This is a genomic window from Candidatus Pantoea floridensis (assembly GCF_900215435.1).
GTDB lineage: Bacteria > Pseudomonadota > Gammaproteobacteria > Enterobacterales > Enterobacteriaceae > Pantoea > Pantoea floridensis.
In genome coordinates this window covers 2,429,837-2,455,689 of the sequence record NZ_OCMY01000001.1, presented here as the reverse complement: position 1 = coordinate 2,455,689, position 25,853 = coordinate 2,429,837, and the positions used below count along the sequence as shown (strand labels likewise).

Sequence of the window (25,853 nt, the reverse complement as noted above, 5' to 3'; positions counted from 1 at the left end):
TTATCTCAGTTGGGTCAACGCCGTCCGCATCCCGTGGACGATGATGTTTTGCAGGTGTTGGCTTACTGCGGCCACTAATCCTGGCCGCTGGGTGAGATCTTCGCCCCAGTGATGAGCATCGCTAAGTACCGCGCGCACCAATTGTTCCGGGGTCTGTTTATCGTGCTGCACGGCGGGCCACAGCTCAGCGAAACGCTGCAGCCAGTGTTCGTCGTCCTGAAGCGGCCAGTGACGATCGCCCTCTTCACCGCGGTAAAACGCCAGCAGCGCGGCAAAGGCGAAGGTCAGGCGTGCAGGCCACTGCCCATTTTGCTGCTGCGCCAGCAACAGCTGCGGCAGTAAACGGGTGCGGAATTTGGTCATGCCGTTGAGTGCGATAGAGAGCAGCGCATGACGAATAAAGGGATTGCGGAAACGCCGCTGCACCGCATCAGCGAAGGCGTGCAGCTCATCGCGCGGCAGATCCAGCGTTGGGATCACCTCGTCACGCAGCAGGTCATCCACAAAGCCAGCAATCTGCGCGTCTTCCATCGCGTCACCCACGCTTTCCAGCCCGCACTGAAACGCCACCGGCACCAGCGCAGTATGTGCGCCGTTGAGGATCGCCACCTTCTGCGCTTTGTACGGCGTGATGTCATCCACCCGCTTCACTTCCGGCGCCAGCGTGTTGAGCTTCAGCTCCTGCGCTAATGCGGCTGGCCCCTGAATCACAAATTGGTAATAGACTTCGCCCGCCACCAGATAGCGATCCTCATAGCCAAGCTGCGCCTCGATCGCCGCGCTGTCGGCGGGATAACCGGTAACAATGCGATCCACCAGCGTGTTGTAGAAAGCGCAGTGATCCAACACCCAGCGCGCAAACTCCGGCGGCAGCTGCCAATGTTTGATGTAGTGCAGCACCAACTCACGCAGCGTGTCGCCGTTATAGTCAATCAGCTCGCACGGCACGATAAGCCAGCCTTTATCGCTGGCACCGGCAAAGTGGTTAAAGCGCGTCCACAGCAGCTGCGTCAGCTTTCCGGGAAACGAGGATGCTGGCGCATCGTCCAGCCGATCCTGCTCAACAAAAACAATGCCGGCTTCGGTGGTATTAGAGAACACAAAACGCATCTGCGGCGCGCGGGCCAGCGCAAGGAAATCGTCAAACTGTTGATACGGCTGAATTTCACGATTCAGGCTGCGGATCAGGCGGGTTTCACTCACCTGTTCACCTGCCGCGTTGAGACCACGTATCAGCGTAGTGTATAAGCCATCTTGCTGATTCAACGTCTCTTTCACCACGCGGTTGCGGGGCCGTACCACCACTACGCCAGCATCCGTACCTTGATGCTGATTAAGCCAGTCGAGCTGCCAATCGATAAAGGCGCGCAGAAAGTTGCCTTCACCAAACTGAATAACGCGATCGCTATACTGCGCGCCCGGAAAATTGTGACGATTGAGTCGCTGCATCATCAGGCTCCCAGCTCAATGCCGAAGTAATCGCGCGCATTGTTAAAGCTGATGTTCTGTACCATCTGGCCTAATAACGCCTCGTCAGCGGGCGCTTCACCCCGCGCTACCCAGTTGCCGATCATTTGACACAGCAGGCGGCGGAAATATTCGTGGCGGGTGTAGGAGAGGAAACTGCGGCTGTCGGTTAACATGCCAACAAAGCGGCTCAGCAAACCAATTTGTGCCAGCTGCGTCATCTGACGCTGCATGCCATCCAGCTGATCGTTGAACCACCATGCCGAACCGAACTGCATCTTGCCCGGTTCGCCTTCGCCCTGGAAATTGCCCGCCATGGTGGCCAGTACTTCGTTGTCGCGCGGGTTGAGGCAATAGAGGATGGTTTTGGGCAGGGCATTCTGACGGTTTTGCGCATCCAGCAGGCGTGCCAGCGGCATCGCTAGCGGCGCATCATTAATCGAATCGAAGCCAACATCCGGACCGAGGATATCGAACTGGCGGCGATTGGCATTGCGCAGCGCGCCAATGTGATACTGCTGCGCCCAGCCACGGCGTGCGTATTCGCTGCCAAGCCATACCAGCACCGCGGTTTTAAATTGCGCCGTTTCTTCTGCTGAAGGTGCAGCACCTTGCAGGCGACGTGCCAGAATGCCGTCCAGCGTGGCGTCATCGGCCTCGGCAAACACCACCACATCCAGCGCGTGATCGGAGATTTTGCAGCCATGGGCAGCGAAATGATCGAGCCGCTGACTCAGGGCGCGTCGTAAATCTTCAAAGCGTTGCACGCTAACATCCGCCACTTGTTCAAGGCGCTGAATCCATGGCAGGAAGCTCTCCAGCTCAATGTTGAACGCCTTGTCCGGACGCCAGCTCGGCAGCACTTTCACGTTAAAACGGCTGTCTTCAGCCACCGTGCGGTGATGCTGCAAGTCATCAAGCGGGTCATCCGTGGTGCCGACCATCTTTACGTTCATCTGCTGCATGATGCCGCGCGCGCTAAACGCGTCCTGCGCCAGCAATTCATTGCACTGCTGCCAGATACGCTCGGCGCTCTGTTCATTTAGCAGTACATCGGTAATGCCAAAAGGCCGACGCAGTTCGAGGTGCGTCCAGTGATAAAGCGGGTTGCCGATGGTATGCGGCACGGTGCGCGCCCAGGCAGCAAATTTATCCCGGTCGCTGGCATCACCGGTACAGAGCGCTTCCGCGACGCCGTTGGCTCGCATCGCACGCCATTTGTAGTGATCGCCTTTTAACCAGATGTCATAGAGGTTGCTGAAGCGGTAATTTTCGGCAATTTGCTGCGGCGGCAAGTGGCAGTGATAGTCAAAAATCGGCTGATCTTTTGCGTAGTCATGGTACAGACGACGGGCGAACTCGGTGTCGAGAAGGAAATCTTCACTCATAAAACGCGACATACCTGCTTCCTCATTTTGGAGCCATCCGGCTTTTACTAAAAGTTATCATACCAATTTAAGCGACCGGAAAAATTGTTTGCGATCTCACTCACAATAATCACAGTTTTACTGTGGACATATGGACATTCTTGTTGCGGATATTGTGTTAAATGGCTGTTTTATCGATCTTTAACGCTAACACACACTACGGACATGGTTTATGTGATGGCATTCAACTTTTCAAGATGTATAACAAGTTAACCTCTCGCTCCGTTGTAAACGAACTTATGGCACAGGCAAGGAAATGCGGGGGTGAGAAGTACGTTTCACACTATCCCGCTCCAGATAACTACAGCGGCAAACCGCAACGACAAACTGGACGAGGTTAATAATGCGTAAGATCAAAGGGCTACGCTGGTACATGATTGGGCTGGTGACGCTGGGCACCGTGCTCGGTTACCTGACGCGCAATACCATTGCCGTTGCGGCGCCGACGCTGGAAACCCAGCTAGGCATTACCACCCAGCAATATTCCTACATCGTGGCCGCCTATTCGGCGTGCTACACCATCATGCAGCCGGTGGCCGGTTATGTGCTGGACATGCTCGGCACCAAAATCGGCTATGCAGTCTTTGCCATACTTTGGGCGATCTTCTGTGCCGCGACGGCGATGGCCGGCAGCTGGGGCGGTTTTGCCCTGGCGCGCGGTGCCGTGGGCGCAGCCGAAGCCGCAATGATTCCCGCAGGCCTGAAAGCCAGTAGCGAATGGTTCCCCGCCAAAGAGCGTTCGGTCGCGGTGGGCTATTTCAACGTAGGATCGTCAATTGGTGCGATGCTGGCGCCCCCGCTCGTGGTGTGGGCGATCGTGGCACACAGCTGGCAAATGGCATTTATCATCACCGGCGTGCTGAGTATGGTGTGGGCGATCTGCTGGCTGGTGTTTTACAAACATCCTAAGCAGCAAACCAAGCTGAGCGATGAGGAGCGCCACTACATCATTGCAGGACAAGAGTTGCAGCATCAAACCGGCAACAACAAGAAAATGTCGGCCCGCCAGATCTTGCGCAACCGTCAGTTTTGGGGCATCGCGTTGCCGCGTTTCCTCGCCGAACCGGCCTGGGGAACGTTTAACGCGTGGATTCCGCTGTTTATGTTCAAAGTTTATGGCTTCAACCTGAAAGAGATCGCCATGTTTGCGTGGATGCCGATGCTGTTCGCCGATCTTGGCTGCATCGTTGGCGGTTATCTGCCGCCGCTGTTCCAGCGCTGGTTTGGCGTCAATCTGATCGTTTCGCGCAAGCTGGTGGTCACGATGGGCGCGGTATTGATGATTGCGCCAGGCACCATCGGTTTATTCACCAGTCCATATGTAGCAATTGCGCTGCTGTGCGTGGGTGGCTTCGCTCACCAGGCGCTCTCTGGCGCATTGATCACCCTCTCTTCTGATGTATTTGGCCGTAACGAAGTCGCCACTGCCAACGGATTGACCGGCATGGCGGCATGGACGGCGAGCACCATGTTTGCCCTGGTGGTGGGCGCGCTTGCCGATACGCTGGGCTTCAGCCCACTGTTCGCGGCGCTGGCGGTGTTTGATCTGTTAGGTGCGGTTGTCATTTGGACGGTACTGAAAAACCAACCGGTTTCCGAGCTGGATGAGCAACCTGCCGGACAGGCAGCTCCGGCACGCTCCTGATCTCTTCGGGCTGGCGCAGGCCAGCCCATTTCCACTACGCGGCTGAAGTGGTATAACAACTCAACTTTGATCCCACAGCGGACCCCGTAATGGACCTGACCGAATCTCGTCGCCTGTATCAACAGCTCGCCAGTGAACTCAAACGCCGCATAGAAGCCGGTGACTACGCCGTTGGCGATAAGCTGCCTGCTGAACGTCTGATCGCCGAAGAGATGCAGGTAAGCCGTACCGTGGTGCGTGAAGCGATCATCATGCTGGAAGTGGAAGGTTACGTGGAGGTGCGCAAAGGCTCCGGCATTCATGTCATGAGCAACCAGCAGCAGAACCGCGTGATGACATCCAGCCAGCTGGAGTTTGCCAATTTCGGTCCGTTCGAGTTATTACAGGCGCGCCAGCTGATTGAGAGCAACGTTGCCGAGTTTGCCGCCACCCAGGTGACGCGTCAGGATATTGTGGCGCTGATGGCGATTCAGGAAAAAGCGCGTCAGGAAGATCATTCACGTGACTCAGCATGGGATATGGAATTCCACGTGCGCATTGCGCAATCGACGCAGAATAGCGCGCTTGCCGCCATCGTCGAGAAGATGTGGCTACATCGTTTACACAACCCCTACTGGCTCAAGCTGCACGAACACATTGATGCCAAAAATATCACCAGCTGGTGTGACGATCACGACCAGATTCTAAAAGCACTGATTCGCAAAGATCCCGCCGCCAGCAAGCTGGCAATGTGGCAACATCTGGAAAATACTAAACAGATGCTGTTTAACGCGACGACCGACGATTTTGAATTTAATGTCGACCGTTACATGTTTGCGGAAAATCCGGTCATCCTGCCTGAAGCTAGCGATACGCCGCGCTAAATCTGCTGGTTTTTCCGGCATTTCGCCGCTGAAAAGTCAGTTAGTCTGCAATAGTGTCAGCTCATGTAAAGCTCCTTTGGACCCTCTGCGTGTAAAGGTAAAACTCCTGTGCGGCAGGCACTTTCCCCTGTCTGCATAACGTTATTTTTGTTACAGTTATCGCCCTTTTATTACCCTTTGCGACAGGGCTTTTAAAAGTCGCTGATTTAACAATCAATTCTGGAAGGATCCGGAAACTCCTGCTCAGGCTGCTTATCTAACAATGTATAAACAATGCCAGTCTGCGCCTAAGCCCCTTAAGGGCACGATTAACAATGATGTTCAGGAATGATTGATGGATATTTTGCAAGCATTGCTGCATGCCTTATGGCAGCAGGATTACGAAATGCTCTCCGACCCAACATTGGTTTGGGCCATTTATGGCGTGCTGTTTATGATTCTGTTTCTGGAAAATGGGCTGCTACCCGCCGCCTTTCTACCCGGCGACAGTTTGCTCATTCTGGTTGGGGTGCTGATTGCTAAAGGCACCATGGGCTTCCCGCTTACCATTCTGATTTTAACTACCGGCGCTAGCCTCGGATGCTGGGTGAGCTACATTCAGGGCCGATGGCTGGGCAATACGCCCACCGTGCAAAACTGGCTTTCGCATCTGCCGGCGCAATACCACCAACGCGCACATAGCCTGTTCCATCGCCACGGTTTATCGGCTTTGCTGATTGGTCGCTTTATCGCCTTCGTGCGCACATTGCTGCCGACCATCGCCGGGCTCTCAGGCCTGAGCAATGCACGCTTCCAGTTTTTTAACTGGGTGAGCGGATTCTTGTGGGTGCTGATTCTTACCGTATTAGGCTTCGCGCTGGGTAAAACCCCGATCTTCCGGCGTTATGAAGATGAATTGATGTTGTGCCTGATGCTGCTGCCGCTAGTGCTACTGGTCGTTGGTCTGGTCGGTTCGTTAGTGGTGCTTTGGCGCAAACGTCAGTCAACTCGTAACGGGAATCCATAATCATGTTCAAATTTAATGGATTCCCAAGGCGCTTCCTGCCTTGGGCGCTGGGTGGCGCGCTGGCGCTGCTGGTTGTCTGTTCTGTCCCGACGCTGATGCAGCACGAAACCGTGGTTAAAATCCGCGTGGCAAACAACGGCACCAATCTGCCAGATGGTTTCTATCTTTATCAGCAACTTTCGGCACAAGGCGTGCGTATCAAAAGTATTACGCCTTCTGGCGATGCGTTGGTCATTCATTTTGAGAATGAAGAGCAGAGCCTGGCAGCGCAGAAAGTGCTGAAACGCCTGTTGCCACAAGGGTTCGTCGTGGCTGCTGGGCCGCAGGCTTCGCAGCAATACCCTGACGCAAATCGGCCAACGTACAGTTAATCGTCACCGCCTGACAATAAGCCAGGCGGTGAGTCAATCCTCGCTATCCCCGCGTCTTCTTTGAATTTTTTCGTCTGCTGTCTATCCTTAGAGGTAGCGTAAGCCTAAGACATGCTGGGAAGCTTCTCCTGTCTGCTCTCAGGCAGGTCATCAACAATGGAAGGTCACTACCTGATGAAACATCAATTACTGCTAGGTGCTATTCTTTTCTCACTCTCGGGTTCGCTGCTGGCGGCTGAATCGCTCTGTCAGCAAAAAGAGCAGGATATCCAGCACGAAATCGATATGGCGAAGCAGCATAACAACCAGCGCCGTGTCACCGGCCTGGAACGCGCTTTAACCGAAGTGCGTGCAGGCTGCACCGACGAGAAACTGAAATCTGCGCATAGCGAACGCATCACGGCGCAGAAACACAAGGTTGCTGAGCGTGAACGTGAGCTTAAGGAAGAGCGTCAGGACGGCGACAAAGACAAAATTGAGAAGCGCGAGCGTAAGCTTGAAGAAGCCCAGCACGAATTGAAAAAGCTTGAAGCAGAACCTTATTAATCGGACTTAACTCAATGCTGTAAAAGGAGATTTCCATGGCTAAAGAATCAACATCTGAACATCTGCGCGCTGAATTGAAAAATCTGGCTGATACCCTGGAAGAAGTGCTGAGCAGCTCAGCGGACAAATCCAAAGGTGAGCTGGATAAACTGCGTCACAAAGCGCGCGGCGCTATCGAAAGCTCCCGTGAACGCCTTGGCGATTCTGGCGAACGTATTGCACAAACCACGCGTGAAGCGGCGGAAAAGGCGGATGAATACGTACGCGATAATCCATGGCACGGCGTCGGTATCGGCGCGGCGGTAGGTATTTTAATCGGCATTTTAATCTCACGGCGTTAATGATGAGTGATAGTCAGCAAAGCCACGGCCCCGGCAAAGGGGTCTTTAACATTGGGCAGCGGATAGTTACCACACTGGTGAGCATGGCCGAGACACGCGTCCGTCTCGCCATCGTGGAACTGGAAGAGGAAAAGGCAAACCTGATTCAGATGCTGATGATGGTGGGCCTTACCATGCTGTTTACTGCTTTCGGACTTATGAGCCTGATGGTGCTGATCATCTGGGCGGTGGACGCACAATATCGCCTGATGGCGATTGCCATCACCACCGGCGTGCTGTTTGCGTTGGCGCTGATTTTCGGCTTATGGACGCTCTACAAATCGCGACAGTCAACGCTGTTGCGCCATACGCGTAAAGAGCTGGATACCGATCGTAAATTGCTGGAGGAGCATCGCTCATGAGCCGCCGCGAACGTGAAGCTCGCATTCACGAGCTGCTAAATCAGGTGCAGCAGCAGCGGCTCGACCTCAGTGCCGATAGCCGCGACTGGCTAACCAGTACCGCACAGTACGATCGCGGCTGGCTCACGCTTATCGGCATGCGCCGCTATCTGGCGATTGGCAGCAGTGCATTGGCGATTTGGTCGATTCGCAGCCCCAACCGTCTCCTGCGCTGGGCCAAACGTGGCTTCGGCGTCTGGAGCACGTGGCGCATGATTAAATCGACGTTAAATACACGCTAATTCCTCTCTCTAAAACCGGATCGGATTGATTCGGTTTCGTTCCCTCAAATTTCCTGAATAACACTGACAGTTTATCTCGCTTACAACTCTTTCAAGCTGCGATTATCATCTCCCTCCATCAACCCAGTGAACTGAAATAAGCGGTTCAACGGGATTCAAAACCCGCAGGCCAACAACCTGCAACAAAAACCTTGTTGGAGTAGATGATGAAAAAATTCGAAGACTCAGGCCTGCTGGTAGCACGCGTATTAATGACCATTCTGTTTATCACCGCAGGCTGGGGCAAAATCACCGGTTACGCCGGTACCGCGCAGTATATGCAATCCATGGGCGTCCCGAGCTTCATGCTGCCGCTGGTTATTTTGCTTGAGTTCGGTGGCGGCCTGGCAATCCTGTTCGGTTTCCTGACGCGCTTTACCGCGCTGTTCACCGCAGGCTTCACTCTGCTGACCGCGTTCCTGTTCCACAGCAACTTCGCTGAAGGTGTTAACCAGCTGATGTTCATGAAGAACCTCTCCATCGCTGGTGGTTTCCTGGTGTTGGGTCTGGTAGGTCCAGGCGCTTACAGCATTGACCGTCTGATTCGTCAGCGCGTCCAACCGGCGACCGCACGCTAAGCAGCACAAGCGTCACAGAGCACATATACTCAATTGCAGGGGCGGGGATTTTCCTCGCCCTCTTTTTTTTATGGAGGGCTTATGGGACAGCTGATTGACGGTGTCTGGCATGACACCTGGTACGACACGAAGTCAACCGGAGGCCGCTTCAAACGCACAGAAGCCGTTTGGCGCAACTGGATTACAGCCGATGGCAGCGCCGGCCCAACCGGTAAAGCGGGCTTCGCCGCCGAACGCGATCGCTATCATCTCTATGTCTCACTCGCCTGTCCGTGGGCGCACCGCACGCTGTTGATGCGCCAGCTTAAAGGATTGGAAGAGATGATTTCGGTTTCAGTGGTGCATCCGCTGATGCTGGAAAACGGCTGGACTTTCGACGATGACTTCCCCGACGCCACCGGCGACTCGCTGTATCAAAATGAGTTTCTCTATCAGCTTTATCTGCACGCCGACGCGCAATACACCGGACGCGTCACCGTACCAGTGCTGTGGGACAAAACGCAGCACACCATCGTTAGCAATGAATCCGCCGATATCATACGCATGCTGAATAGCGCGTTTGATGCGCAAGGCGCACGCGCCGGTGATTACTATCCACCGGCACTGCGCGACAAGATCGATGAACTGAACGGCTGGATTTACGATACCGTGAACAACGGCGTGTACAAGAGCGGCTTTGCCACTTCGCAGGCGGCCTACGATGAGTCGGTGACATCACTGTTCCACTCACTGGCGCGCCTGGAGCAAATTCTTGGCCAGCATCGTTATCTCACCGGCGACAAGCTTACCGAAGCCGATCTGCGACTCTGGACCACGTTAGTGCGCTTCGATCCGGTGTACGTTACCCATTTCAAGTGTGACCGCCATCGCATCAGCGATTACCGTAATCTCAGCGGTTTCCTGCGAGACATTTACCAAATGCCTGGCATTGCCGATACGGTCAATCTGCCGCATATCCGCCATCACTACTATTGCAGCCACAAAACCATCAACCCAAGCGGCGTGATTTCGCTGGGCCCAGCGTTTGACTGGGACGAGCCGCACGGGCGTGGCTGATGCCCTTTTCCTTCTCCCGCTTGCGGGAGAAGTTTCGGATGAGCGGAACGGCTTCACCGATTTCCCCCAAGAGAAACAGGCAATCATCAGGCAGAATCAGACTCACTCCTTCATCCCTTCACTGGCTACAGTTAAACGACTCTCACCGTAAACTGGAGCGACTATGAAAACCTACGGTTATGCTGCACTGAGCGCTGATGCGCCGTTAACCCCGTTCGCCTTTGAACGCCGCGCGCTGCGCAATAACGATGTGGCCATCGAAATCGTCTACTCGGGCGTCTGCCACAGCGATCTACATCAGGCAAGGAATGACTGGCAAGAGTGGGGACCGACCGTTTACCCACTGGTACCAGGACATGAAATCATTGGGCGCGTTATTGATGTCGGCAGCGACGTTCAACGCTACACAACAGGACAATGGGTGGCGGTGGGTACTATTGTCGATAGCTGCCAGATATGCGATCAGTGTCGCCGTCATGAAGAGCAGATGTGCCGCGAATTCCCGACGGTGACCTATAACGGTCGCGATCGCCTCACTGGCGACATCACTTATGGCGGCTATGCCAAACATGTGGTGGTGCGAGAGGAATTTGTCCTCAATCTGCCGGAGGGACTCGATCCTGCTCGCGCCGCGCCGTTATTGTGCGCCGGTATCACCGTATACTCGCCATTACGTACCTGGAACGTCGGGCCGGGATCGCGCGTCGGCGTAGTGGGCATTGGCGGATTGGGGCATCTGGCGGTGCGACTTGCCGCCGGCCTTGGTGCGGAGGTGACAGTAATCACCCGCAGCGCGGGCAAGGCCGAAGAAGCACATCAACTCGGTGCTGAACATGTGTTGCTTTCAACCTCGGACGAGGCAATGCAGCAGGCAGCATCCTCATTTGACGTGATCATCGATACCATTCCGACCCGCCACGATGTCTCGCCTTATGTACAGCTGCTGGATGTGGAAGGCGCATTGGTGATTGTTGGTGCGCTCGGCAATATGGAGGCATTCAGCTCGTTGCCGCTGATTATGGGGCGTCGCCGCATTACCGGTTCGCCGTCCGGTGGCATTGCCGAAACGCAGGAGATGCTGGATTTCTGTGCGCGTAAAAACATCCATCCGGATTGCGAAATCATTAATATGCAGCAGATTAATGATGCGTTTGAACGCATGGAACGCGGTGATGTGAAGTATCGCTTTGTGATTGATATGGCCTCATTAACCGCGGCCTGATAAGCGTCTACTATCAGCCGGTGCATCCGGCTGGTATTAGCGCACCGCCATCGCCAGATTCCCTGTCCCCGCCAGCAGCTGCGCTTTGTCCTTAATCGGGGTGGCGCCAAACATGCGCTTATATTCACGATGAAATTGCGTCACGCTCTCATAGCCGACGCGAATCGCCGCGCTTGATGCATCGATCTCTTCCGCAATCAGCAAACGGCGCGCTTCATACAGCCGTAAATGCTTCTGAAATTGCAGCGGGCTCATGGTGGTCATGCGTCGGAAATGGTGATGGAGCGTCGATACCCCCATTCCTGCCCGCTGTGCCAGCGCCTCGACGCTCAACGGTTGCACATAATTTTCTCGTAACCAGTTAATGGCAATCGAGACGCGCTGGCTACTGGTTCCGGTTAAAACGGTCTCACGAAATACGCTGCCCGCTTCACTGGTTAAGATGCGATAAAGAATTTCGCGCTGAATGAGATCGCTGACATAACTGCTGTTGTGTGATGAATCATGATTAGCGAGATAGCGCAGCACCGCATTCAGCAAAGAACAATCTGCCGCGCCCAACGACATGCCGCTATTCTGCGGATTCACACGGCTGCCGTGCTGCTCCATATCGGCGATCACTTCGAGCGCCAGTGGCAAATCCAGCGTGATGAGTAGCGACAGAAACGGTTCTTCCGCACTCGCCTGCGGCACTTCGGCAATGGTAGGCAAATTAACGGCGGTAAGAAAAAAGCGCGACTCATTATAAGTGTAAGTTGTATCACCAAGTGACACGCGCTTTTCACCCTGAATAATTAGCGAAAGACTGGGTTCATAAATATAGGACATTGGTGGAGTGGGCTCATGCAACTCCGCCATCATCATCCCAGGAAAAGGCTTCACAATATTGGGCCGGCTACCGGTGTACGTCTGCAAGCGAGCGGCAATCTCGCGACGCAACGCTGCGGTTTGCTGGCGCAGGGCGTTTGGCCAGCGATCAATCGGCTGAAGATGCATGCTATTTTCACCTGTGACGAAACAGAGCGGAATGATCGCTAGCCTAAACTATCCCGCCCCGTATGTTGAGGTGGATTGTGCGCCGGTAAGTTATTATGCGAACTTAATTAGCACCATACCGATTAATAACAGTGCCACACCCAGCCAACCCGTGCGGCTCAGTCGCTGGCCGAATAAAATCCAACCCGCCGCTACCGTAGCAACTAATCCCAACCCGCCCCACAGCGCGTAGGCGACGGTCAGGTCGATGCCTTTCACCGCCTGCGCCAGCGCGCTAAACGCCGCCAGCACGGCAACCAGCGATAACACGCCATAAAGGGGACGGCGGAAGCCATTGGAGTATTTCAGAAAGATATTGGCGACAATCTCCAGCCCAATCGCCAGCGCCAACCATGCGATATGCAGCCCATTAAACGTTGCCATGGCGCAGCTCCTTACGACTCAGCGTGCCCGTTTTAATCAAGACGATGCCAGCGATTAATGTCAAAAGCCCGACGACTTTCACCGCAGATAAAGCTTCCTCGAATAGCAGCACGCTAAACAGCGTAATGAACAGAATACCTACGCCTTCCCACATGGCATACGCCACGCCAAGCGCAATACGCTTAATGGCAAAAGAGAGGAGAATATATGAGAGTGCAATCATCACCAGCATAAAAATATAACCGGCATTGCCACCGTTAACGCTGGCCCATTTCATTGAGACAGTACCGATAATTTCCGCGGCGATCGCCAGCGCTAATAAAATCCAATACAACATGATTTCTCTCCTGAACGAGAAATAAACGCCGTCCACGCCAAAAATAAGCGTGTTAGCAAAGTTAAATTAAAAAATCAGAAAAGGAGAGAACGGAACTATAGCGCGAAGCGCCAGTGCTGATCGCAGATTGGGCAGTTTGACTCAGGAAAAGAAGAAGAGATAAAAGTGTTAATTGGCGCAAACATTTTGTCCATAAAATTACAACTTATCCACGTTGTTGCTTCTCGTCAGTGTGGATTAAATTTGTCCTCAGTAGTTAAACACCCGCATATTCTGGCATAGCCGTAATAATGTTTTGCGAGATTTTCATTTCTTTACGTGGGCGAGACTACGTAATTTTTCGCGCATTAATACCCTCACCCATTGGGAGAGGGAACCGTTGGTGGCAGTTTGACAGCTCGCGCGATCGGTCCCCAGAAAACACAAAACCCGCCGAAGCGGGTTTTGTGTTGAAAAAAGTCGAAACTGACCGATAAGCCGGGTTCTGTCGTGGACAGTCATTCATCTAGGCCAGCAATCGCTCACTGGCTCAAGCAGCCTACCCGGGTTCAGTACGGGCCGTACCTTGTGAACCCCTATTTGGCCTTGCTCCGGGTGGAGTTTACCGTGCCACGAACTGTTGCCAGCCGCGCGGTGCGCTCTTACCGCACCCTTTCACCCTTACCTGATCCCATTACTGGGCCATCGGCGGTTTGCTCTCTGTTGCACTGGTCGTAGGCTTGCGCCCCCCAGGCGTTACCTGGCACCCTGCCCTATGGAGCCCGGACTTTCCTCCCCTTTGCCCGTCTCCCCCCGAAAGAGGACGACGACAAAGCGGCGACTGTCTGGTCAGCTTCGGCGCGGGATAATAGGCGATCCGCCGCCGTTTGTCACGCCTCTTGCTGATCCAGCGCGTACTTATAGAGCGCGTTCTTCTTAACGCCATGAATTTCCGCCGTCAGCGCAGCAGCTTTCTTTAACGGCAGCTCTTTTTGCAGCAGCGCCAGAGTACGCAGCGCTTCAGCGGGTAGCGCTTCTTCATCCGCTTTATGGCCTTCAACAATCAGCACCATCTCGCCCTTGCGACGGTTTTCATCTTCCAGCACCCACGCCAACAGCTCGCCCACCGGCGCACCGTGCAATGACTCCCAGGTTTTGGTCAACTCGCGCGCCAGCACCACGTAACGTTCGGCACCCCACACGCTGACCATATCCTGCAGGCTATCAATCAGGCGATGGGTGGATTCGTAGAAAATCAGCGTACGCGTCTCTTCACCCAGCGCGTGCAGCACATCACAGCGCCCTTTGCTTTTGGCCGGCAGAAACCCTTCGTAACAGAAACGATCGGACGGTAATCCCGCCGCGCTTAATGCTGTGATCGCCGCGCAGGCGCCTGGCAACGGCACCACGCGCACGCCGGCTTCTCGGCAGCGACGCACCAAATGGTAGCCCGGATCGTTGATCAACGGCGTGCCCGCATCGGAGACCAGCGCAATGCTCTGGCCCTCTTGCAGCCTGGCTAACAGCACCTCGGCTTTCTGCTGTTCGTTGTGGTCGTGAAGTGCGAAGAGTCGCGCATTGATGGCGAAATGTTGTAGCAACAGCCCGGTATGACGTGTATCTTCCGCTGCGACTAGATCGACGCTTGAGAGCACCGTCAACGCTCGTTGAGTGATATCACCCAGGTTACCGATCGGGGTAGGAACGATATAGAGCGTGCTGGCAGAAATCTCTGCCCGATCGAGTTGTTTCATTGTTTCATCCGAATTGCCGATTTAATATTGAGCATCTTGAAAAAAACATCACTGGATACAGTATGCTTCCTTCAAAAGTCGTACGTCATAAAGCAGGACGCTTAGTACCTGTTCTTCTCGCTGGGCTGATTTTAGCCGCTTGTAGTGGTCAGGGACCGCAACAAACCTCTAACGTCAATATTCAGGGTCCTGCGACTGGCCGGTCTGACTATTATCTGCAACAGGTGCAGCAAAGCAGCGATGATAGCAAGACCGACTGGCAATTACTTGCCATCCGTGCCCTGTTGAAGGAAGGAAAATATCCACAGGCCGCCGATCAGCTGAAACAACTACCGCAACAGCTCAGTGATGTGCAACAGCAAGAACTGCTGCTGCTGCGTGCGCAGATGCAGATTGGTCAGCAGGATTTCGGTGGCGCGCAACAGTTACTTGGCCAGGTGAAAACCGGCGATCTGTCGCAGGATCAACAAGTGCGCTACTACGCGCTGCAAATTGCCGCAGCGCAGAATCGTCCATCGCTCGCGCTGCTGCGCGCCTATATTGCACAGGAACCGCTGCTCAAAGCGGCCGATCATCAAAGCAATATCGATGCCACCTGGCAAGCGCTGACGCAGATGACCCAAGATCAGATCAACAGTCTGGTGATCAATGCGGATGAAAATACGCTGCAAGGCTGGCTGGATCTGCTGAACACCTGGCGGGCCAATAGCCAGGATCCGCAAATGCTGAAAGCCGCAATAAAGGACTGGCAGACGCGATATCCGCAGAACCCAGGCGCAAAAACGCTGCCAACCCAGCTGAGCCAGGTGCAGAATTTCACCAAAGCCTCCACCAACACCATTGCGTTGCTGCTGCCACTTAACGGCCAGGCGCAGGTATTTGCGAGCGCGATTCAGAAAGGCTTTACGGATGCGCGTAACGGCGTGCTGAATGCTCCGGCACCACAAGCAGCGCCCGCGCCTGCTGCGGCCGATAATAATGCCCAACCGGCTACAGACGCGAATGCCGAGGCGAATAGCGTGGTGAGCCCGGCGATGGCGGGTAACACACCGCAGCAAACGGAACAGCCGCAACCCGCCGCTCAACCGGCAGCAGCCCAGGGCGACAGCAGCGCGCAGGTGAAAGTGTATGACACCAGCAGCCAGCCCATTGCCCAGGTCATGCAGCAGGCCCAGCAGGATGGCGCCACGTTGGTGGTTGGCCCCCTGCTCAAAAACGATGTGGAACAAGTGGTGAACAGCCAAACAGCGCTTAACGTATTGGCGCTGAATGAGCCGGAACAGATCCAGAACCATCCGAATATTTGTTATTTTGCGCTTTCTCCTGAAGACGAAGCGCGCGATGCCGCGCACCATATCTACGAGCAGGGCAAACGTCAGCCCTTGCTGTTGGTACCGCGCAGCAGTTATGGCGATCGCATCAGCAAAGCCTTTGCGCAAGAGTGGCAAAAGCTGGGGGGGTCAACCGTGCTGCAGCAGCGTTTTGGCGGCGTCGCGGAGTTGAAGCAAGGCATCAACAGCGGTGCGGGTATTGCGTTAAGCGGCACTCCGCTGAACGTCGAGCCTGATCAATCACAGAGCGTAGCGATTGCCGGCCTGACGATTCCTGCGCCACAAACCAGCACACCGGCGCCTGTGGCGGATACCAGCGGCGGCAGCGTTGATGCTGTCTATATTGTCGCCAGTCAGGATGAGCTGCAGCTGATCAAGCCAATGATTGCGATGCGCACCAGCAGCCGCAGCAATACTGCACTTTACGCCAGCTCGCGCAGTGCCCAGGCTGGCGCTGGCCCGGACTTCCGTCTGGAGATGGATGGCCTGCAGTTCAGTGATATTCCGCTGCTGTCTGGCAATAATCCTGGCCTGATGCAGCAGGCGGCAAAGTCGTTTAACAACGACTATTCGCTGGTTCGTCTTTACGCGATGGGCATTGATGCCTGGACGCTGGCGAATCACTTTAACCAGATGCGTCAGGTGCCGGGCTTTGCCATTGATGGCAACACCGGCAAGCTGAACGCCGACACGGATTGCGTGATCAACAGGAAGTTGGCATGGAACCAGTATCGTCAGGGACAGATCGTTCCGGTGCAGTAAATCGTCAGCGCATTGGCGCTGAGCAGGAACAACTGGCGCGCCGCTATCTGGAGCGCGCCGGGCTGCAGTGGTTCGCCAGCAATGTGCGCTGTCGCGGCGGGGAAATTGACCTGATTATGCGCGATGCCGATTGCTGGGTATTTGTTGAAGTGCGCTATCGGCGCGATGCGCGCTACGGCGGAGCCGCCGCCAGCGTGACGCGCCAGAAACAACAAAAGTTGCTGCGTGCTGCCGCGCTCTGGTTGCTGGCAGGCGGCGGCAGTTTTGATACGGTGAATTGCCGTTTTGACATCATTGCCATTACCGGGCGTGAGCTGGAGTGGCTACCCGATGCCTTTAATGCCGATGGATAGAACCAGGTGGTCTTGTGCAGGACAGAATTAAAGCGTGTTTTACCGAGAGTATTCAGACACAAATCGCCGCAGCCGAAGCGCTGCCCGATGCGATTTCTCGTGCGGCGATGACGCTGGTGCAGTCGCTGCTGAACGGTAACAAAATCCTGAGCTGCGGTAACGGTGCGTCATCCGCCAACGCGCAGCATTTTGCCGCCAGCATGATTAACCGTTTTGAGACGGAGCGCCCAAGCCTGCCTGCGCTGGCGCTGAGTGCGGATAATGTCATGCTGACAGCGATTGGTAACGATCGCCTGCATGACGAAATTTACGCCAAGCAGGTTCGAGCGCTTGGGCAGGCTGGCGATGTGCTGCTGGCCATTTCTACCCGTGGTAACACCCGCGATATTGTCAAAGCGGTTGAAGCTGCGGTTACTCGCGATATGACCATCGTTGCGCTAACCGGCCATGACGGCGGCGAGCTGGCGGGCCTGCTCGGTCCGCATGATGTGGAAATTCGCATTCCATCACATCGCAGTGCTCGCATTCAGGAAATGCATATGCTGACCCTGAACTGCCTGTGCGATTTGATTGATAACACTTTATTCCCACACCAGGAATGACTGAAGGAGCTCAAATGAAAGCATTGAACGCTGTCGCCATTCTATTAACCGCCATGCTGCTGCAGGGCTGTGTCGCCGTGGTTGCTGGCAGTGCCGCCGTGGCCACGAAAACCGCCACCGACCCGCGCACCGTGGGCACGCAGGTGGATGACGGGACGCTGGAGCTGCGCGTAACTAACGCGCTGGCAAAAGATGAACAAATCAAAAACCAGGCGCGCGTAGTAGTGACAGCCTATCAGGGCAAAGTGCTGCTGACGGGTCAGTCTCCAACACCGGATCTGGCAAGCCGAGCTAAACAGATTGCAATGGGCGTGGATGGCGCCACCGAGGTGTATAACGAAATCCGTAGCGGCCAGAAAGTCAGCTTCGGCACCTCGTCGTCAGATACCTGGATCACCACCAAAATTCGCTCGCAGCTGCTGGGCAGCGATCAGGTGAAATCCTCTAACGTGAAAGTGACCACAGAGAACGGTGAAGTGTTCCTGCTGGGTCTGGTAACGCCAGAAGAAGCGAAGGCGGCGGCCGATGTTGCCAGCCGTGTGAGCGGCGTGAAGCACGTCACTACGGCGTTCACGATTCTCAAATAAGCGTTAAAGCACATCATCAGGGCGACTTCGGTCGCCCTTTTTTATGCCGGAAGATCAATCACCAGCGCGCGCAGCGGCGTTCTGGCTTGCAGGCTGATGTGGTGTTCATCACTGAGAAACGCGCCATCACCGCAGCTGAGCGGCTGCTGCTGCGCGCTACTCGCCTGCACATCCAGCGAACCATGAATCGACTGCAAATAAGCGCGCGGCCCGTGCAATTTCACCGTATGCTGCTCGCCCGGCGCTAATGTCACCTGATGCACCCACACTTGCTGGCGTAGCTGCAGGCTGCCATCCACGCCATCGGGCGACGCAATCAGCACGCTGGTTTTTTGCGGTAACTCGCGCTTTTGTAACAGCGGATTCTCACGTTCTGGACATGCCGCTAACCACAGCTGCATGCGGGTTAACGGGCGATCTTTACTGATGTTGATTTCACTGTAATTCACGCCTGGCCGCGTAGAGAGCAGCATCGCTTCGCCTTCCCGGGCGATAAGATGATTGCCTTCGCTATCGCGATACTCTGCTTCACCCTGCAACACCAGATTGAGCACATCAACCTGCGGGTAGCTGCGCGGCTGGAAGGCGGCGCCCGGTGCCAGGATTTCCTGGTTAAGCACGCGCAACGAAGCATAGCCCATCAGTTTTGGGTCAAAATAGTGGCCAAACGAGAAGCTGTAACGCGCCTGCAACCAACCGAAATCGGCCTGGCCACATGCGGACGCGCAGCGGGTTGTCATCATGATAATCCTCCGAGGCGCTGCGGTGAGATTCGACCGCAGGCTTAATAGGATCATGGTAAAAGTCTGGACGCCGGATTGTAAGCCAGTTAATCTGCCTGGCATGTTCAAATTTACTGACAGAGAATCGGGATGGCAAAAGACCGCGCGTTAACCCTGGAAGCTTTACGTGTGATGGATGCTATTGACCGTCGTGGCAGTTTTGCCGCCGCGGCCGATGAACTGGGTCGCGTCCCTTCCGCGCTGAGCTACACCATGCAGAAGCTGGAAGAGGAGCTGGATGTGGTGCTGTTTGACCGCTCCGGCCACCGCACCAAGTTCACCAACGTGGGACGTATGCTGCTGGAGCGCGGTCGCGTACTGCTGGAAGCGGCCGATAAACTCACCACCGATGCTGAAGCGCTGGCGCGCGGTTGGGAGACGCATCTCACCATCGTTGCCGAAGCGTTGGTTCCTACCGAACGTCTGTTTCCGCTGGTGGATAAGCTGTCAGAAAAAGCCAATACCCAGATTTCGCTAATCACCGAAGTATTAGCGGGTGCCTGGGAGCGCCTGGAACAGGGGCGCGCAGATATTGTTATCGCCCCGGATATGCATTTTCGCGCTTCTACCGAGATCAACACCCGCAAGCTCTACAGCGTTATGAGTGTGTATGTTGCCAGCCCGGATCACCCGATTCATCAGGAAGCCGAGCCGCTGTCAGAAGTGACGCGCGTGAAATACCGCGGCATTGCGGTGGCAGACACTGCGCGTGAACGCCCGGTACTCACGGTACAGCTGCTGGATAAACAGCAGCGTCTAACGGTAAGCAACATGGATGACAAACGCCGCGCGCTGTTGGCAGGTTTGGGCGTTGCAACCATGCCGTATCCGATGGTGGAACAAGATATCGCAGAAGGCCGTTTACGCGTGGTGAGCGCGGAATATACGCGCGAAGTAGACATCATTATGGCGTGGCGCCGCGACAGCATGGGCGAGGCGAAATCATGGTGTTTGCGTGAGATTCCGAGATTGTTGGCGAAGCGCGGGTAGGATTGCACGTCGCGCGGTTTTGTAGGGTCGGCATTTATGCCGACCGGGTCAAACGCCGCATAACCATCACAGCCGGCTCAAACAATCGATCGCCACCGCTTTAAAGCTGATAAAATCCGCGCAATCGCGTAGCCGCGTTGTCGCTCTTTCACGCAGGAAAGTGACGAACAGATCGTAAATCGCCATCGCCTCTTCGTATTCACTCTTGCTGATGGCCAGCAGGAAAATCACTGACGCCGTCTCCTCGCCCCAGCTAACGCCGTGCGGCGCCAGCACCGTATACACCACGGTTTTCTTTGCCAGCAACCCCAGTGAGTGCGGCAGCGCGATGCCTTCGCCAAGCAGCGTGCTGACAATCGCTTCACGCTCCTCAACCGACGGATTGAAATCCGCATCAACATAGCCTTCGCTCTCCAGCTGCTGACACAGTAAACGGAACAGATCCGCCTGCGCCATGGGCTTATCCAGCACCATAAAGTGCTGCGCGTCGAAGTACTTCTCCAGCATGTAGGGCCGCGTACGATCCACCAGCACCAGCTTGCCTACCTGCTCCAGCTGGAATTCGGTGGGGAAAGGCGACATCACGGCAATCGGCTTGTTCTTCTCGGTTAACCGCGCGGTAGAAATCACGAAATCTTCGTCGATTTGCTCTCGTAGCTCGTAATCACGCTGCGACAGCCGCGCCGTTACCACCAGCTGGGGGTATTTACGTAGCAACAGCGCTTCAATCATGCGCAGCGTCGAGTTACCGCTGTCACACACCAGCAGCACCTGCGGATGGCGCTGGTAGCCAACGTCATAATGCCTCTCCAGCCCGACGCCGATGTGCAGCACCAGAAAACCGATCTCGTTCTCACTGATGGTGTAAGGCGTGTATTTGCCCCAGCTGGTAACTGCCGCCAGCGTCACATCGTAGGCCATGGGATAGTGCTGTTTGATGTTACTCAACAGCGGATTAGGTATGTGGATTTGGTAGCGCACCCGGGTGATCATGGTTTTGATATGGGTGAGCAGATCGGCGCGCAGCTGCTCATCGTGCTGCAGCCGATAGTTGTAATGGGTGTTGATGTAATTCAGCAGGTAATCGACCAGCGCATCAGCATCATCGGCGTTGATGGTGCTGGGTGCCAGCGCCTGAATTTGACGCGCGGCGATGTTAACGCGCAGCCAGTTCTCTTCCGCCTGCGAAATTGGCTTGCCGACCAGCGGACGCATCAGATTAACCAGATCGTGAGCCGCCTCGCGCACCTCATCGCCCACATCTTCCGCACCCGGATCGTTGAGGGGAAAGCCTTCGCTGATACGTCGCACCGCCACCGCGCAGTAAATTTGCAGATAGCGATCGCCTTCATCGCTGAGACGAATCGCGTGCTGGGCAAAGCACTGTTGCAGCAAGGGCTCGAGCTGCGCCAGAATGCCGCTGTGTAGCGCCTCCACCGTCAGCAGCGGGCTGTCCGGCGTTTCCTGATCAATCTGCCACAGCAAATCGGTTAAGCAGGTGCGGATCGCCGCCTCGCTGCCAAACAGCTTCATGCCGTAATGCGGTTTGGTTTCGATATTGAGGTGATAGCGGCCGAGCCATTCGCGAACGATCGCCATATCGCTTTGCAGCGTGGCGCGACTGACAAACCACTCCTCCGACAGATCTTCCAGCTTGATGGAATAAGCGGCGGTGAGAAACCGCGTCAGCAGGTAGCGCACGCGTTCCTGCGAGGTGCGCGGCACGCGCAGCGGCGTGGCGCTCTCTTCCTGCAGCCGGCCAAAGCGCGCCGCATCATCAATTTTGAGTTGATATCCCGCGCCGCGCGCCAGCACAAACTGCGCGCCGTGCTGCTCCAGCAGCGCGTTCAGCGCGGTGATATCGGTGCGCACCGTGCGCGTCGAAACGGAAAAGCGGCGTGCCAGCTCATCCTGCGGCAGCGTTTCATTTTGCAGCGCAGCGAAAAGCTGGGTCAGACGCTGATTGGGAAATCTCACGGAGCTCACCTGTTACTCATTTGTTACAGCAGTTTCTTGCACGTTGCCAGAAGCTGACGCACGTCGTCAATGCGCGTGTCGCCGCTTGCGCTATCAATAATCGAACTGTAGACGTGCGGGATCACTTTGCTTACGCCTGCATCAAGCGCAATACGTACAATCTCTTCGAAGTTGTTAAGATCGATGCCGCCGGTTGGCTCCAGCCAGAAGTCGTGATGCGCACAGGCTTCCGCCACCGCGCGATACTCATTCACCGCCTTCAGGCCGCCCATTGGGAAGTATTTCACCGAGCTGCCGCCCATGTCCTGCAGCATGGCGATGGCGCTGTCGATCGGCACAATCGCGTCGGCGCTCTTTGAGCTGCGCGGTCCGGTGGAGATTTTCACCATACCAGGCGTGCCGGTAGGTGAAATCAATCCATTCACCACGGTTTGGCTCTGGCCGAGCAGTGCGCGGCTGGTCGCCACGCCGGTGAACACCTGATTAACGTGCTGCGGCTGCAGCACCGCCGAGATTTCGCTCACCATCGTCGACTGATTGGGATCGCCCGCGCCCAGCCCAACTGACAGCGCGTTGTCGATCAGCGCCGCATACTCACGCATATCGGCAATCGCGTCTTCATTACTGGCATAGTTTTTCGATAACACGCCGACCAAAACATGGCCTTCGGCCGCCTGCCAGATTTCTTTGGCATTCTGTTTGGAACCGGCCAGTACGTTAAGGCACAGGCGATCCTGATAAAAATTCGGGTTCAGACTCATGCGCGTTTTCCTCCGCTGATCAACGCCTGGATAGCGCTAAAGATGATGTGCAGCTGTTCGGCGCTGACGCTGCGCACATCGGCTTCGATAATGCCTTCGTTGGCTTTGTAGCCACGGAAATAGATGGCGATGTCGCCGGTTTTCAGCGCCTGTACCAGCTCGCCGGTCGGCCAGCCGGTGACCGCTTCATCGAACTTGATTTCGGCACGCGCAATATCGCGCCCTGCCGCATCCCACACCACGCGCGCGCTCACGCCGTTCAGCGTGTTGAGGTTGTCGATAAACGGCGTCATGTTAGCCACCATCTCGGCACCGCTGGTTTTTGGCTGTACCAGATAGTTTTCAATTGCCTGCGTCAGGCCGAGGATGCCCTCTTTGCCGACTTTCATCGCGCGGCCAATGCCGTTGCTTTGACGTTTCACCCACTCAACGTACTGCGTGCGGCCAATCACCAGACCGCTGGTTGGCCCTTCAATCGCCTTGGCACCGCTGTAAATCACTAAATCAGCGCCCATTTTGTAATAGCACTGCAAATCTTCTTCAGCTGCGGCATCCACAATCAGGGGAATACTGTGTTTGCGCGCCACGACGGCCGCCTGCTCAACGCTCAGATGGCTTTTCTGTACGCAGTGGTGCGATTTGATATACATCAGTGCCGCGGTGGTGGGCGTGATCGCCGCCGCCAGCTGCTCTGGCGAACATTCGTTGCTGTAGCCCGCTTCGATCAGGCGACCACCACCCAGCGCCACCATGGTGCCGACCGGTGCGCCGAAGTTCACGTTGTGCCCTTTTGGCACCACGATATCGTGCGGTACGTTAAGCGGCGCGGCGTGCAGATTTTCCAGCAGCCAGTCGTTGTCTTTAACGATCACCGCCGCCACGCTCTGCGCGATGCCCGCCGAGGCGCAGGACACCACTACTGCGCTTTCCACGTCCAGCAATGTGGCGATGTAAGCGCCGGTCTTGTTGACCAGATCTTTCATCTCGAAATAGTGATTCAGACCGTAGCCTACGGTGTCTACCACATCCGCGGACGGCGTGGACACGCCTAAAATCGTCATGCGGCCCGAGGCGTTGATGACCTGTTTCAGGTCATATTTTTCATAAATCGAAGACATGATTGGCTTTCCCTTCATCAGTCAGATGCCAGTGACCGCCGATAACTACGGCCTGCGGCAGCAAATGTTGTTCACCCAAAACCTGGTCGCCTTCAGCATCGACGAACGAGCGGGTTTCCTCTTTGACGGTAAAAATGGTCAGGTCGGCGTCATAACCTTCGGTTAAGCGCCCTTTGCCCGCCAGACGCAGGCCAGCGGCGGCATTGGCGGTGACGCATGCAATAATTTGCGGCAGCGTCATGCCAATACTGAAGAATTTCGACATCACGTGCGCCAGGCTATGCACCGGTCCGTTGAGGCGGTTGCGGCAATAAATGTCGGAGCTGATGGTGTCAGGCAGAATGCCCTGCGCGATCGCCTCGCGTGCCACTGCAAAACTGAAGCTGGCGCTGCCGTGACCGATATCCAGCTTCACGCCGCGCGCGATGGCATTTTTCACTGCGGCTTTGAGCTCGCCCTGCGGAGACAAGATACGGTTCGGTTTGCCGTTGAAGCAGTGCGTGATGATGTCGCCGGAGGTCAGCAGATCGGCAATCTCCTCCAGCACCGGCGGATTGTTACCGATGTGTACCATCAGCGGCAGATTACCTGCTGCCTGCTGAATGGCTTTGGCGCGCACCAGCGGCTGAATGCCGTTTTCGCCCACTACGCTGCTGCTCATGCGCGCTTTCAGGCCAACGATAAAGTCGGGACGGCGTTTTACCGCCTGCACCACCGCATCGCCATCGATCTGCGCCATATCGGCCAGCTCGTTTTGCGTCACAATACCGGTGCGTGAAATGTTAATCAGCGCGCGAACTTCGGTGGTTGCCGTACGCGTGAGCTGATAGAAGTCGTCGATGTCATCCGCGCCGGTGCTGCCCGCATCAACCACCGTGGTGACGCCTTGCGCCATGCCAATGCTATCGGCTTCATCGTGATAAATCGGGGATTTGGGATAACAGTGCACGTGGCTATCAATCCAGCCAGCGCTCACGTAGAAGCGCCCCGCCAAATCGCGCTCCTGCTGCGCCGTGCCATTCACTTCACCGACGGCGACAATTTTGCCGTGCTGGATGGCGATATCCACCAGCTGTTCGTCGCACAGACGTGCGCGGCGCAGAATCAGATCAAACATGCTCACTCCTTTACTGCGATTTTTCAGGTGCGCATGAATGCGCCCCCAACATGTAGGGTCGCCATTAATGGCGACCGTCCAATCAGCCGCATTACAGCGAAATCGGGAACAGCGCGCCCAGCACCATGGCACCCAGAATTGCGCCGCCGGTAATCGGCTTGTTCCACAGGTAGAACAGCAGCGCGCCCACCAATGAACCCAGGCCGATAGGAATGGATGCGGCCATCGCAGACAGGATAATCAACGGCCCCAGGAAGCGACCTGAAGCGTTACCCGCGCCCATCATCACGTCCGCACCGTAGGTGGAGTCGCTTTGGTTAATGGTGAACTTACGCGCCAGAATAATCAGATATCCAATCGCTAAACCCACCACCAAACCGGTTGCCAACGACGCGGCGAAGTTCGCCACCGGGAAAACAATACCGGCACCCAGCAGCAGCGCAGGCACACCGAGGCCGACGCCAGTCTGGATCGCACCGCCAATATCGAGAATCCCCACCAGCGAACCTTCGATAATGCGTGCGAACAGGAAGCTGGCGCCAAACGCCGCTACCGCGCCATACACGCCGGTTTCCATACCGGAACGCAGCATCGAAACGAACGCCACTTCGTTGAAGGCACCAATGCCATACAGGTAATACATGTGCGTACCGGCAAATACGCCGGAAGAGAGCAAACCGACAAAAATCGGGAAAGACCAGTCGGCGTACCAGAACCCTTTGTTTACGTTCTCGTTCATGC

28 protein-coding genes and 1 other RNA gene are annotated in these 25,853 nt (G+C 55.7%); 16 read left to right on the top strand and 13 right to left on the bottom strand.

Annotated features, from left to right (window positions below; genetic code table 11):
• Together CRO19_RS11645 and uxaC are read right to left on the bottom strand one after the other, a co-directional pair.
• Complete coding sequence (locus CRO19_RS11645; protein ID WP_097097645.1) at window positions 1-1,449, bottom strand: tagaturonate reductase; 1,449 nt, start codon at window positions 1,447-1,449, stop codon at window positions 1-3.
• 2 nt (window positions 1,450-1,451) lie between these two features.
• Window positions 1,452-2,867, bottom strand: coding sequence for a glucuronate isomerase (gene uxaC, locus CRO19_RS11640; protein ID WP_097095939.1), 1,416 nt, complete (start codon window positions 2,865-2,867; stop codon window positions 1,452-1,454).
• Between the two features lie 370 nt (window positions 2,868-3,237).
• Here uxaC and CRO19_RS11635 point away from each other — a divergent pair, with 370 nt between their 5' ends.
• The 11 genes from CRO19_RS11635 (at window position 3,238) to CRO19_RS11585 (ending at window position 11,243) form a co-directional block, all read left to right on the top strand.
• Window positions 3,238-4,539, top strand: a complete 1,302-nt coding sequence (locus tag CRO19_RS11635) for an MFS transporter (RefSeq protein ID WP_097095938.1) — start codon at window positions 3,238-3,240, stop codon at window positions 4,537-4,539.
• 89 nt (window positions 4,540-4,628) lie between these two features.
• Entirely contained in the window at window positions 4,629-5,402 is a 774-nt protein-coding gene (gene exuR, locus CRO19_RS11630) for a transcriptional regulator ExuR (RefSeq protein WP_097095937.1), read from the top strand.
• Between the two features lie 334 nt (window positions 5,403-5,736).
• Entirely contained in the window at window positions 5,737-6,408 is a 672-nt protein-coding gene (locus CRO19_RS11625; RefSeq protein ID WP_097095936.1) for a DedA family protein, read from the top strand.
• A 2-nt stretch (window positions 6,409-6,410) separates the two neighbouring features.
• A complete protein-coding gene (gene mzrA, locus CRO19_RS11620; RefSeq protein ID WP_097095935.1) occupies window positions 6,411-6,779 on the top strand; it encodes an EnvZ/OmpR regulon moderator MzrA in 369 nt (122 codons plus the stop codon).
• A gap of 174 nt (window positions 6,780-6,953) precedes the next feature.
• Window positions 6,954-7,325 (top strand): DUF1090 family protein, encoded by a 372-nt coding sequence (locus tag CRO19_RS11615; RefSeq protein WP_141400238.1) that lies wholly within the window; start codon window positions 6,954-6,956, stop codon window positions 7,323-7,325.
• A 35-nt stretch (window positions 7,326-7,360) separates the two neighbouring features.
• Window positions 7,361-7,666, top strand: a complete 306-nt coding sequence (locus CRO19_RS11610; RefSeq protein ID WP_008103512.1) for an ElaB/YgaM/YqjD family protein — start codon at window positions 7,361-7,363, stop codon at window positions 7,664-7,666.
• A gap of 2 nt (window positions 7,667-7,668) precedes the next feature.
• The gene (locus CRO19_RS11605; protein WP_176519205.1) at window positions 7,669-8,067 is read left to right on the top strand and encodes a phage holin family protein; all 399 of its coding nucleotides are present in this window, start codon (window positions 7,669-7,671) and stop codon (window positions 8,065-8,067) included.
• Window positions 8,064-8,348: a YqjK-like family protein gene (locus CRO19_RS11600; RefSeq protein WP_097095932.1), complete on the top strand. Its 285-nt coding sequence runs from the start codon at window positions 8,064-8,066 to the stop codon at window positions 8,346-8,348. The genes CRO19_RS11605 and CRO19_RS11600 overlap by 4 nt, the downstream gene beginning before the upstream one ends.
• A gap of 206 nt (window positions 8,349-8,554) precedes the next feature.
• Window positions 8,555-8,965: a DoxX family protein gene (locus CRO19_RS11595; RefSeq protein ID WP_097095931.1), complete on the top strand. Its 411-nt coding sequence runs from the start codon at window positions 8,555-8,557 to the stop codon at window positions 8,963-8,965.
• An 81-nt stretch (window positions 8,966-9,046) separates the two neighbouring features.
• Window positions 9,047-10,021 (top strand): glutathione S-transferase family protein, encoded by a 975-nt coding sequence (locus CRO19_RS11590; RefSeq protein ID WP_097095930.1) that lies wholly within the window; start codon window positions 9,047-9,049, stop codon window positions 10,019-10,021.
• A gap of 163 nt (window positions 10,022-10,184) precedes the next feature.
• On the top strand, window positions 10,185-11,243 hold the full coding sequence (locus CRO19_RS11585; RefSeq protein ID WP_097095929.1) for an NAD(P)-dependent alcohol dehydrogenase: 1,059 nt from the start codon (window positions 10,185-10,187) through the stop codon (window positions 11,241-11,243).
• Window positions 11,244-11,279: 36 nt separating this feature from the next.
• On the opposite strand, the gene CRO19_RS11580 is transcribed toward CRO19_RS11585, so the two are convergent.
• The 5 genes from CRO19_RS11580 to rsmI all read right to left on the bottom strand — a co-directional run bounded on the left by CRO19_RS11580 (window position 11,280) and on the right by rsmI (window position 14,732).
• A complete protein-coding gene (locus CRO19_RS11580) occupies window positions 11,280-12,239 on the bottom strand; it encodes an AraC family transcriptional regulator (protein ID WP_097095928.1) in 960 nt (319 codons plus the stop codon).
• A gap of 93 nt (window positions 12,240-12,332) precedes the next feature.
• The gene (mdtI, locus tag CRO19_RS11575) at window positions 12,333-12,662 is read right to left on the bottom strand and encodes a multidrug/spermidine efflux SMR transporter subunit MdtI (protein WP_097095927.1); all 330 of its coding nucleotides are present in this window, start codon (window positions 12,660-12,662) and stop codon (window positions 12,333-12,335) included.
• Window positions 12,649-12,999, bottom strand: coding sequence for a multidrug/spermidine efflux SMR transporter subunit MdtJ (gene mdtJ, locus CRO19_RS11570; RefSeq protein ID WP_097095926.1), 351 nt, complete (start codon window positions 12,997-12,999; stop codon window positions 12,649-12,651). The genes mdtI and mdtJ overlap by 14 nt, the downstream gene beginning before the upstream one ends.
• A 457-nt stretch (window positions 13,000-13,456) precedes the next feature.
• Window positions 13,457-13,835: RNase P RNA component class A (gene rnpB / locus CRO19_RS11565), an RNA gene on the bottom strand.
• A 33-nt stretch (window positions 13,836-13,868) separates the two neighbouring features.
• Window positions 13,869-14,732 carry a 16S rRNA (cytidine(1402)-2'-O)-methyltransferase gene (rsmI, locus tag CRO19_RS11560; protein WP_097095925.1) on the bottom strand — a complete coding sequence of 288 codons (864 nt, stop codon included), beginning with the start codon at window positions 14,730-14,732 and terminating at the stop codon, window positions 13,869-13,871.
• A gap of 62 nt (window positions 14,733-14,794) precedes the next feature.
• Between rsmI and CRO19_RS11555 the strand changes: the two genes are divergently transcribed.
• From CRO19_RS11555 to dolP, 4 genes are read left to right on the top strand one after another with little or no spacing between them, the layout of a single operon-like run.
• Window positions 14,795-16,825, top strand: a complete 2,031-nt coding sequence (locus tag CRO19_RS11555; RefSeq protein ID WP_097095924.1) for a penicillin-binding protein activator — start codon at window positions 14,795-14,797, stop codon at window positions 16,823-16,825.
• Complete coding sequence (locus tag CRO19_RS11550) at window positions 16,783-17,178, top strand: YraN family protein (RefSeq protein WP_097095923.1); 396 nt, start codon at window positions 16,783-16,785, stop codon at window positions 17,176-17,178. The genes CRO19_RS11555 and CRO19_RS11550 overlap by 43 nt, the downstream gene beginning before the upstream one ends.
• A 14-nt stretch (window positions 17,179-17,192) precedes the next feature.
• Window positions 17,193-17,780 carry a DnaA initiator-associating protein DiaA gene (gene diaA, locus CRO19_RS11545; protein WP_007890352.1) on the top strand — a complete coding sequence of 196 codons (588 nt, stop codon included), beginning with the start codon at window positions 17,193-17,195 and terminating at the stop codon, window positions 17,778-17,780.
• Window positions 17,781-17,794: 14 nt separating this feature from the next.
• Window positions 17,795-18,367 carry a division/outer membrane stress-associated lipid-binding lipoprotein gene (dolP, locus tag CRO19_RS11540; RefSeq protein WP_097095922.1) on the top strand — a complete coding sequence of 191 codons (573 nt, stop codon included), beginning with the start codon at window positions 17,795-17,797 and terminating at the stop codon, window positions 18,365-18,367.
• A gap of 41 nt (window positions 18,368-18,408) precedes the next feature.
• Here dolP and CRO19_RS11535 read toward each other — a convergent pair whose 3' ends face one another.
• Entirely contained in the window at window positions 18,409-19,110 is a 702-nt protein-coding gene (locus CRO19_RS11535; protein WP_097095921.1) for a pirin family protein, read from the bottom strand.
• Window positions 19,111-19,239: 129 nt separating this feature from the next.
• On the opposite strand from CRO19_RS11535, the gene CRO19_RS11530 reads away from it, so the two are divergent.
• The gene (locus CRO19_RS11530) at window positions 19,240-20,139 is read left to right on the top strand and encodes a LysR family transcriptional regulator (RefSeq protein ID WP_097095920.1); all 900 of its coding nucleotides are present in this window, start codon (window positions 19,240-19,242) and stop codon (window positions 20,137-20,139) included.
• A gap of 66 nt (window positions 20,140-20,205) precedes the next feature.
• On the opposite strand, the gene CRO19_RS11525 is transcribed toward CRO19_RS11530, so the two are convergent.
• The 5 genes from CRO19_RS11525 to CRO19_RS11505 form a co-directional block, all read right to left on the bottom strand.
• A complete protein-coding gene (locus CRO19_RS11525) occupies window positions 20,206-22,116 on the bottom strand; it encodes a BglG family transcription antiterminator (RefSeq protein ID WP_097097644.1) in 1,911 nt (636 codons plus the stop codon).
• Window positions 22,117-22,139: 23 nt separating this feature from the next.
• On the bottom strand, window positions 22,140-22,877 hold the full coding sequence (gene dagF / locus CRO19_RS11520; protein WP_097095919.1) for a 2-dehydro-3-deoxy-phosphogluconate aldolase: 738 nt from the start codon (window positions 22,875-22,877) through the stop codon (window positions 22,140-22,142).
• Window positions 22,874-23,995 (bottom strand): DgaE family pyridoxal phosphate-dependent ammonia lyase, encoded by a 1,122-nt coding sequence (locus CRO19_RS11515; protein WP_097095918.1) that lies wholly within the window; start codon window positions 23,993-23,995, stop codon window positions 22,874-22,876. The genes dagF and CRO19_RS11515 overlap by 4 nt, the downstream gene beginning before the upstream one ends.
• Window positions 23,979-25,112 (bottom strand): amidohydrolase/deacetylase family metallohydrolase, encoded by a 1,134-nt coding sequence (locus CRO19_RS11510; RefSeq protein ID WP_097095917.1) that lies wholly within the window; start codon window positions 25,110-25,112, stop codon window positions 23,979-23,981. The genes CRO19_RS11515 and CRO19_RS11510 overlap by 17 nt, the downstream gene beginning before the upstream one ends.
• Window positions 25,113-25,203: 91 nt before the next feature.
• Window positions 25,204-25,851, bottom strand: coding sequence for a DUF4310 family protein (locus tag CRO19_RS11505; protein ID WP_097095916.1), 648 nt, complete (start codon window positions 25,849-25,851; stop codon window positions 25,204-25,206).
• Window positions 25,852-25,853: the final 2 nt, after the last annotated feature.